Annotated in this window: 7 protein-coding genes; 5 read left to right on the top strand and 2 right to left on the bottom strand. The window is 61.4% G+C overall.

All coding sequences use genetic code 11. From position 1 onward, the window contains the following. The 3 genes from HU811_RS21550 to cobM form a co-directional block, all read left to right on the top strand. The coding region (locus HU811_RS21550; RefSeq protein WP_186658000.1) for a CbtA family protein at positions 1-311 on the top strand (311 nt) is incomplete at its 5' end. Then, positions 308-712, top strand: coding sequence for a cobalamin biosynthesis protein (locus HU811_RS21545; RefSeq protein ID WP_186657998.1), 405 nt, complete (start codon positions 308-310; stop codon positions 710-712). The genes HU811_RS21550 and HU811_RS21545, both read left to right, overlap by 4 nt. Before the next feature lie 75 nt (positions 713-787). Next, positions 788-1,534, top strand: coding sequence for a precorrin-4 C(11)-methyltransferase (gene cobM / locus HU811_RS21540; RefSeq protein ID WP_186657997.1), 747 nt, complete (start codon positions 788-790; stop codon positions 1,532-1,534). 187 nt (positions 1,535-1,721) lie between these two features. Here the strand turns inward: cobM and nfuA are convergent, their stop codons facing one another. Continuing rightward, entirely contained in the window at positions 1,722-2,306 is a 585-nt protein-coding gene (nfuA, locus tag HU811_RS21535) for a Fe-S biogenesis protein NfuA (RefSeq protein ID WP_003182850.1), read from the bottom strand. Between the two features lie 94 nt (positions 2,307-2,400). Then, on the bottom strand, positions 2,401-4,692 hold the full coding sequence (locus tag HU811_RS21530; protein ID WP_186657996.1) for a fatty acid cis/trans isomerase: 2,292 nt from the start codon (positions 4,690-4,692) through the stop codon (positions 2,401-2,403). 153 nt (positions 4,693-4,845) lie between these two features. On the opposite strand from HU811_RS21530, the gene metH reads away from it, so the two are divergent. Beyond that, entirely contained in the window at positions 4,846-8,556 is a 3,711-nt protein-coding gene (gene metH / locus HU811_RS21525) for a methionine synthase (RefSeq protein ID WP_186657995.1), read from the top strand. A gap of 142 nt (positions 8,557-8,698) precedes the next feature. After that, positions 8,699-8,917 carry a DUF2970 domain-containing protein gene (locus tag HU811_RS21520; RefSeq protein ID WP_092396051.1) on the top strand — a complete coding sequence of 73 codons (219 nt, stop codon included), beginning with the start codon at positions 8,699-8,701 and terminating at the stop codon, positions 8,915-8,917. Positions 8,918-8,968: the final 51 nt, after the last annotated feature.

The following is an 8,968-nucleotide window of genomic DNA, read 5'->3' as shown; positions in this document are numbered from 1 at the left end:
GTACGGCGGCAGCCGATCTGGCCCAGCGACAGATGTGGTGGATCGGCACGGCGGCCTCCACTGCGGTGGGCATCGCCCTGATGGTCTTCGGCAGGCATTGGTTGCTCAAACTGTTGGGCGTGGCCACCTTGCTGGTGCCCCATGTCATCGGTGCGCCGCAGCCTGAGGTCCACTCGATGCTGGCGCCCGAAGCACTTGAAAGCCAATTCAAGCTCGCCTCGCAAGTGACCAACGTCGCGTTCTGGCTGGCCTTGGGCCTGGTCAGCGCATGGTTGTTCCGTCGCGGCGACCAGGCTCACCACGACGCATGAGGGCTGGGCCGATCCTGGTGGTCGGCCTGGGCTGTCAGCGCGGCTGCCCGGCCGGCACATTGCGGGCATTGCTTGATCAGACCTTACTGGCGCATGGCATTGAGCTCTCCCGGGTTCGCGCCTTGGCCAGTATTGACCTCAAGCGTGACGAGCCGGGTCTGCTGGAACTGGCCGAGCAACTGAAGTTGCCGCTGACCTGCTTCAATGCCGGGCAGTTGTCCAGCTATCAGCAGCGGCTCAGTCACCGCTCTGAAATCGCGTTTGAGCACACCGGTTGCTATGGCGTCGCCGAAAGCGCCGCCCTGGCGCTGGCCGACCGGTTGGGCGCGGCGCCCGCGACGCTGCTGATTCCTCGCCAAAAGACCCCAAGCGCCACGCTGGCATTGGCGGTCACGTCGTAAACCCCGATAATTCGCGCCCTGGATCATGAGCGATCTTCATTCAAAGGGTCGCCCACTCACCTTTAGGAACCGGTCATGACCGTTTATTTCATTGGCGCCGGCCCTGGCGACCCGGAACTGATCACTGTCAAAGGCCAGCGACTGATCCGCAGCTGCGCGGTGATCATTTACGCCGGCTCCCTGGTGCCCACAGCCGTGCTGGAAGGCCACAGCGCCGAACAGGTGATCAACAGCGCCGAGCTGCACCTGGAGCAGATTATCGAGTTGATCAAGGCCGCTCATCTCAAGGGCCAGGACGTGGCCAGGGTGCACTCCGGCGACCCGAGCCTGTACGGCGCCATTGGCGAGCAGATTCGCTGCCTGCGGGAACTGGACATCCCATTCAAGATCATCCCAGGCGTGACCGCGACCTCAGCCTGCGCCGCCCTGCTGGGCACCGAACTGACCTTGCCGGACGTGTCCCAAAGCCTGATCCTCACCCGCTACGCGGACAAAACCGCGATGCCCGCCGGCGAAGAACTGGGCAGCCTGGCGCAGCACGGGGCGAGCATGGCGATTCACTTGGGCGTCAATCATCTGGAAAAAATCGTCAGCGAACTGCTGCCCCACTACGGCGCGGATTGCCCGATCGCGGTAATTCACCGGGCGACATGGCCGGATCAGGATTGGGTGGTGGGTACGCTGGCTGATATTGCCGAAAAGGTCAAGGCCAAGGGCTTTAGGCGCACGGCGCTGATCCTGGTGGGGCGTGTGCTGGGCAATGATGTGTTCAGTGACTCGTCGCTGTACCGCGCCGGGCATGCGCATCTCTACAGGCCCTGACCCGATCAGTAAGAATCAACCTCCCCCTGTGGAGCAGGTATTCGCAAAGTCCATGTCGGACGCAGTTTTTGTGGCGAGGGGATTTATCCCCGTTGGGCCGCGCAGCAGCCCCAGATCTCGTTTGCGGTATGTCAGATAATCGATGGGGCCTTCTCGGCCCCAACGGGGATAAATCCCCTCGCCACAATCAGTAGTAGGCGTTTTCTTTCTGCGTGTGGTCGGTCACGTCGCGCACGCCCTTGAGCTCCGGGATACGCTCGAGCAAGGTGCGCTCGATGCCTTCCTTCAAGGTCACGTCGGCCTGGCCGCAGCCCTGGCAACCGCCGCCGAACTGGAGCACGGCGATGCCGTCTTCCACCACGTCAATCAGCGAAACCTGGCCGCCGTGACTGGCCAGCCCCGGATTGATTTCGGTTTGCAGGTAATAATTGATGCGTTCGTTGACCGGGCTGTCGGCGTTGACCATCGGCACCTTGGCGTTCGGCGCCTTGATGGTCAGCTGGCCGCCCATGCGGTCGGTGGCGTAGTCGACCACCGCATCGTCCAGGAACGCTTCGCTGAACGAGTCGATGTACGCGGTGAAGCTCTTGAGCCCCAGCGCGGTGTCTTCAGGTTTCTCTTCCCCCGGCTTGCAGTAGGCAATGCAAGTTTCAGCGTACTGGGTGCCGGGCTGGGTGATGAAGATGCGGATCCCGATACCTGGGGTGTTCTGCTTGGACAGCAGGTCAGCCAGGTAATCGTGGGCGGCATCGGTAATGGTAATGGCGGTCATGGAAACTCCTCGCAGGCTTGTCGGCAGTTTACGCCAATCATCGCGCCGGACAAAGTCCTAGTATTTTTGTCAGGAAAGCGCCCGGATATCCTGGTCAGAGATTCTGGTAACGGTTCATATCCAGCACGCCGGTCTCCAGTGGCTCCGTCTCCTGGATATACCGGCTCAGGTCGTGGAAGTACTGCCAGAACTGCGGATGACTGCGCCTGATCCCCCAACGCTCGACAATCCGCTCGAACGCCTGCCCGTCCCGGGCGCTTTCCATGGCGTCGACAAAGGCCGGAACCTGCTCGGCGGGGATGTTGAACATGAAGTTCGGATAGCTGCTCAGCACGCCCGGATAGACCGTCAAAGTGTCCAGCCCCGGCTGGTATCGCAGCGCCTCGCCCAGCAAAAATGCCACGTTACTGTGAGCGCGGTTGCGCAGCAGGCTGTAAACCTCACGGCGACCGCTGACGGTTTCGACGCGCAGCATGGTCGCTTCCGGCAACTGATGGATGACGCTCAGACCCGCCGCCGGTCGCGAAACCAGACGACTGAGGGCCTGTTCGGCGTTCTGCAGAGCCAGGTCGATGTTCGGGCGCGAGCAATAGGCGCCGTCGCAACGGTTGATCGGATCGGGCCAAGCGTTCAAGTCGCCGTAACGGAGCAGCAATTGCCGGGCAAAGTCACGCTTGGGATCACGCTCGTCGAGTATGAGTGCCGTCGGTTTGTCGTCGTCGATAGCCTCGTAATCAAGCCACATCTTGAATTTTCCGCCCGACTGATACCAATCGTTGAGGTAGTCCTCACGGGAATCGGCTGGCATCAGGCGCAGGAAGTTCTGCTCCGCACCGTTGCGAATCAGGTCGAAATACAGTCGCGTCTGGGCCTGGTGGGACACGTTGCCGAACACGTCGAAGTTCACCGCCAACTGATAATACGTGCGTTCCAGCAATGGAAAATCGAACAGCCACATCGTCTGCGGCACTTCGCCAATCAGGCCCTTGGTGACCGAAGCACTGTCGAAATGCCGGAAAATGCTCAGCAAGGCATTGTCGTTGCCGGCCCACAGCGTCGACCAACTGGGCGCAGGCAGGTCGGCGTAGTTGTCGCGACGCAAGGCTTCGTACTCGTTGCGCTTGTCCCGGTAGTCCAGCCACAGGCTCAGGACGCTGCCCACGTCGTCATTCTGCCCAGGCATCGCCAACAATGGCGTGGCCTGGCCGCGGTAGTTCGGGTCGGTGATGTACAGGTCATGTTCGGGGGCCTGGAACAACGCCCAGAAGTTGTCGCGAATCACGTCCGTGGCGATCTGGCCCCGGCAAACCGGGCCGCGGATAAACGTGCGTACGAAATATTCGGCGTTATCGAGCATGAACTGATAGCGGGCCTGGGCCGGGATCGCTTCGAAGGTGGAGAACGGATTGGCCCGGCGCTCCGGCCCGTACCCCGGCAACGCAGTGACCTGCCATCTGCCGCTGTAGAACAGGCTTTTGATCCGCGCCATTTTCGCCGCGCTCAAGCCGTAGGTGATATGGGTTTTGTGCACGATCACCCCTTGTACCGGCCAGAGTCGGTAATACACGTGGGTACCGGGGTCATCGTTCGGGCGGCGGGTGTTGATCAAGTCGATAGGCTGGCCGGTAGGCGTACGCGAACGTACCCACTGGAAGAAATGCCCCGGCTCGCCATCCTTGAAATAAATGTGCGCCAGAAACCAGTGTTCAAACAGCCACCGGCCCACCAGGCTTTCCCGGGCGCCGGGGGCGTTGAGCAGGTTTTCCCACTGCACCACCTGCAAGGCTTCGGCGGCGCTCGGCGCCAGCGCCTGCTGATCGATGGGTGCGCCCGCGGCCAGCCAGCGCTGCAAGGTCTGATATTGCTGGTCGGTCAGGCCAGTGACCGCCAGGGGCATGCCTTCCTTGGGATGCGCGCCAGCATACTCGTCGAATTGCCCTGGCATCGGGCAACTGTTGTCACGGTTCAGGCCCAGCACGATTTCCTCCGGCAGCTTGGCGTTAGGCTGCAGCGGCGTGCGATGCCCCAGCTCAAGCATGCGCGCCATCAACGCGGCCTGACTGCCCTGGGCATCGAGCACGGAATAGAAACCCATGCGCTGCCACGCCTGCGGGCCAGAGGCGTCATAGAACAAGCGGGTCGGGTCAGCGGCCTTGCGCCGCTCGCCGTCGTACACCGACAGTTTGCTCGCACCGCGGGCTGCGCCTTCGCCACTGCCCAGATTCAACTGACAGGCGGAGTCGTAGCAGGCGTGGCAGGCCACGCATTTTTCCGTGAAGATCGGCTGAATGTCGCGAGTATAGGAGATCGCGGGAGCAGGTCCCCCGGCGGCTGCGCTAAAAGACAACGACAGCAACAGACTGCCGAATAAGACGCGGTACGGCATGTCTCGGGTCCCTAAGAGATAGTCCGGCGATTCTACCGGCCCGGCAACGCCTTGCAAACATGAGCGATATTCATGCAAAAGCCACCCATGATCAAATCCTGCACAGGTTTGCTATCATCCCCGCCTTCGTAATGGTCTTTTCCAGGTAGTCCTATGTCCGATCGCAGCGCTCGCCTTTATCTTCTCCAGCAAGCTCTCAAGGAACGCATTCTGATCCTCGACGGCGGCATGGGTACGATGATCCAGAGCTACAAGCTTGAGGAACAGGACTATCGCGGCAAGCGTTTCGCCGACTGGCCGAGCGACGTCAAGGGCAACAACGATTTGCTGGTACTGAGCCGCCCGGATGTGATCGGCGCCATCGAAAAAGCCTACCTGGATGCCGGTGCCGACATTCTGGAAACCAACACCTTCAACGCCACCCAGGTGTCCCAGGCCGACTACGGCATGCAGGCCCTGGCCTACGAGCTGAATCTGGAAGGCGCGCGCCTGGCCCGAAAGGTGGCCGACGCCAAGACCCTGGAAACCCCGGACAAGCCGCGCTTCGTAGCCGGCGTGCTGGGCCCGACCAGCCGTACCTGCTCGCTGTCGCCAGACGTGAACAACCCCGGCTATCGCAACGTGACCTTCGACGAGTTGGTGGAGAATTACACCGAGGCCACCAAGGGCCTGATCGAAGGCGGCGCCGACCTGATCCTCATCGAAACCATTTTCGACACGCTCAATGCCAAGGCAGCGATTTTCGCCGTGCAAGGGGTATACGAGGAATTAGGCGTCGAACTGCCGATCATGATCTCCGGCACCATCACCGACGCGTCAGGCCGCACCCTGTCCGGCCAGACCACCGAAGCCTTCTGGAACTCCGTCGCTCACGCCAAGCCGATTTCCGTTGGATTGAACTGCGCCCTCGGTGCCAGCGAACTGCGCCCGTACCTCGAAGAACTGTCGAACAAGGCCAGCACCCACGTATCGGCGCACCCGAACGCCGGTCTGCCCAATGAATTCGGTGAATACGATGAACTGCCGGTGGACACCGCCAAGGTCATCGAAGAGTTTGCCCAAAGCGGCTTCCTGAACATCGTCGGCGGCTGCTGCGGCACCACCCCGGCGCACATCGAAGCCATCGCCAAGGCCGTGGCCGGCTACGCACCGCGGCAGATTCCGGAGATCCCGCGGGCTTGCCGCCTGTCGGGCCTGGAACCGTTCACCATCGATCGCAGCTCCTTGTTCGTCAACGTCGGCGAGCGGACCAACATCACTGGCTCGGCCAAGTTCGCCCGCCTTATCCGCGAAGACAATTACACTGAAGCCCTGGAAGTGGCCCTGCAGCAGGTCGAGGCCGGCGCCCAGGTGATCGACATCAACATGGACGAGGGCATGCTCGATTCGAAGAAGGCCATGGTGACCTTCCTCAATCTGATTGCCGGTGAACCGGACATCTCTCGCGTTCCGATCATGATCGACTCCTCGAAATGGGAAGTGATCGAAGCGGGCCTCAAGTGCATCCAGGGCAAGGGCATCGTCAACTCCATCAGCATGAAGGAAGGCGTCGAGCAGTTCATTCATCACGCCAAGCTGTGCAAACGCTACGGCGCCGCCGTGGTGGTGATGGCCTTCGACGAAGCCGGCCAGGCCGACACCGAAGCGCGCAAGAAGGAAATCTGCAAGCGGTCCTACGACATCCTGGTCAATGAAGTCTGCTTCCCGCCGGAAGACATCATCTTCGATCCGAACATCTTCGCCGTCGCCACCGGTATCGAAGAGCACAACAACTATGCCGTGGATTTCATCAACGCCTGCGCCTACATCCGCGACGAACTGCCTTATGCGCTGACCTCCGGTGGCGTGTCCAACGTGTCCTTCTCGTTCCGGGGCAACAACCCGGTGCGCGAGGCGATTCATTCGGTGTTCTTGCTGTACGCAATCCGCTCGGGCCTGACCATGGGCATCGTCAACGCCGGCCAACTGGAGATCTACGACCAGATCCCGGTGGAACTGCGCGACGCGGTGGAAGACGTGATCCTCAACCGCACGCCTGAAGGCACCGACGCCCTGCTCGCCATTGCCGACAAGTACAAGGGCGACGGCAGCGTCAAGGAAGCGGAAACCGAAGAGTGGCGTGGCTGGGAAGTGAACAAGCGCCTGGAACACGCGCTGGTCAAGGGCATCACTACGCACATCGTCGAAGACACCGAAGAATCGCGGTTGTCGTTCGCCCGTCCGATCGAGGTCATCGAAGGCCCGTTGATGGCCGGGATGAACATCGTCGGCGACCTGTTCGGCGCCGGCAAAATGTTCCTGCCCCAAGTGGTGAAATCCGCCCGGGTGATGAAGCAGGCCGTGGCCCACCTGATTCCCTTCATCGAGGCGGAAAAAGGCGACAAGCCGGAAGCCAAAGGCAAGATCCTGATGGCCACGGTCAAGGGCGACGTCCATGACATTGGCAAGAACATCGTGGGTGTGGTTTTGGGTTGCAACGGCTATGACGTGGTCGACCTGGGCGTGATGGTGCCGGCAGAGAAGATCCTGCAGGTAGCCAAGGAGCAAAAGTGCGACATCATCGGGCTGTCCGGCCTGATCACTCCGTCCCTGGACGAGATGGTGCATGTGGCCCGCGAGATGCAGCGCCAGGATTTCCACCTGCCCCTGATGATCGGTGGCGCCACGACCTCCAAAGCTCATACGGCGGTGAAGATCGAACCCAAGTACAGCAACGACGCGGTGATCTACGTCACCGATGCCTCGCGCGCCGTGGGCGTGGCCACCCAGTTGCTGTCCAAGGAACTCAAGCCGGCCTTCGTCGAGAAAACCCGCCTGGAGTATATCGACGTTCGCGAGCGCACCGCCAACCGCAGCGCCCGTACCGAACGCCTGAGCTACCCCGCCGCCGTGGCGAAGAAGCCGCAGTTCGACTGGAGCAGCTACCAGCCGGTCAAGCCGACCTTTACCGGCGCCCGAGTGCTGGAGGATATCGACCTCAACGTCCTGGCCGAATACATCGACTGGACACCGTTCTTCATTTCCTGGGACCTGGCCGGCAAGTACCCGCGCATCCTCACCGACGAAGTGGTCGGCGAAGCGGCCACTGCACTGTACGCCGATGCCCGGGCGATGCTGCGCAAGCTCATCGACGAGAAACTCATCAGCGCCCGCGCCGTGCTCGGCTTCTGGCCGGCCAACCAGGTGCATGACGACGATCTGGAAGTCTATGGCGAGGATGGCAAGCCACTGGCCCGCTTGCATCACCTGCGCCAGCAGATCATCAAGACCGACGGCAAGCCGAACTTCTCCCTGGCCGACTTCGTCGCGCCCAAGGACAGCGGCGTGACCGACTACGTGGGCGGCTTCATCACCACCGCCGGCATCGGCGCTGAAGAAGTCGCCAAGGCCTACCAGGAAGCCGGCGATGACTACAACTCGATCATGGTCAAGGCTCTGGCCGACCGCTTGGCCGAGGCCTGTGCCGAATGGCTGCACCAGCAGGTGCGCAAGGAACATTGGGGCTACGCCAAGGACGAAAGCCTGGACAACGACGCCCTGATCAAAGAGCAGTACACCGGCATCCGCCCTGCCCCTGGTTACCCGGCCTGCCCGGATCACACCGAGAAGGCCACCTTGTTCCGCCTGCTCGACCCCGCGGCCAGCGAACTGAAGGCCGGGCGCAGCGGCGTGTTCCTCACCGAGCATTACGCCATGTTCCCGGCGGCAGCCGTCAGCGGCTGGTATTTCGCCCATCCCCAGGCGCAATACTTTGCCGTGGGCAAGATCGACAAGGATCAGGTCCAGAGCTATACCGCGCGCAAAGGCCAGGACTTGAGCGTGACTGAGCGCTGGTTGGCGCCGAATTTGGGTTACGACAACTAGTAGGATTGCGTCGGACAAAAAGATCGCAGCCTGCGGCAGCTCCTACGGGTATTGGTGTACCCCTGTAGGTGCTGGCGAAGCCTGCGATCTTTTTTCGCGGGTTGTCTATGCTTGTTCCAAACCCATGGCAGACGAGGGATTTATGGACGATCCGATCGACAACAAGCCGCCGACACTGTGGCAGATGATGCACAGCGTACTGGCTGCCGCTTTCGGCGTGCAGAGCGGCAAAAATCGCGCCCGTGACTTCACCCACGGCAAGCCGAGTCACTTCGTGGTATTGGGCATCGTCTTCACGGTGATCTTTGCCCTGACGCTGTTTGGCATCGTCAAGCTGGTGGTGCATCTGGCGGGGTTGTAACGCTCTCCAACACAACACATGACCCTGTGGGAGCGGGCTTGCTCGCGAAGG

It is taken from the genome of Pseudomonas tehranensis (assembly GCF_014268615.1).
Taxonomy (GTDB): domain Bacteria; phylum Pseudomonadota; class Gammaproteobacteria; order Pseudomonadales; family Pseudomonadaceae; genus Aquipseudomonas; species Aquipseudomonas tehranensis.
Note: the sequence above shows the minus strand (reverse complement) of the source record. Positions and strands in the feature narration are given on the sequence as shown.

What these genes read in the sequence shown, in the direction of transcription:
- cobM (WP_186657997.1), top strand. Translation starts at nt 788, where the DNA reads ATGACCGTTTATTTCATTGGCGCCGGCCCTGGCGACCCGGAACTGATC.
- HU811_RS21520 (WP_092396051.1), top strand. Translation starts at nt 8,699, where the DNA reads ATGGACGATCCGATCGACAACAAGCCGCCGACACTGTGGCAGATGATG.
- nfuA (WP_003182850.1), bottom strand. Translation starts at nt 2,306, where the DNA reads ATGACCGCCATTACCATTACCGATGCCGCCCACGATTACCTGGCTGAC.
- HU811_RS21545 (WP_186657998.1), top strand. Translation starts at nt 308, where the DNA reads ATGAGGGCTGGGCCGATCCTGGTGGTCGGCCTGGGCTGTCAGCGCGGC.
- HU811_RS21530 (WP_186657996.1), bottom strand. Translation starts at nt 4,692, where the DNA reads ATGCCGTACCGCGTCTTATTCGGCAGTCTGTTGCTGTCGTTGTCTTTT.
- metH (WP_186657995.1), top strand. Translation starts at nt 4,846, where the DNA reads ATGTCCGATCGCAGCGCTCGCCTTTATCTTCTCCAGCAAGCTCTCAAG.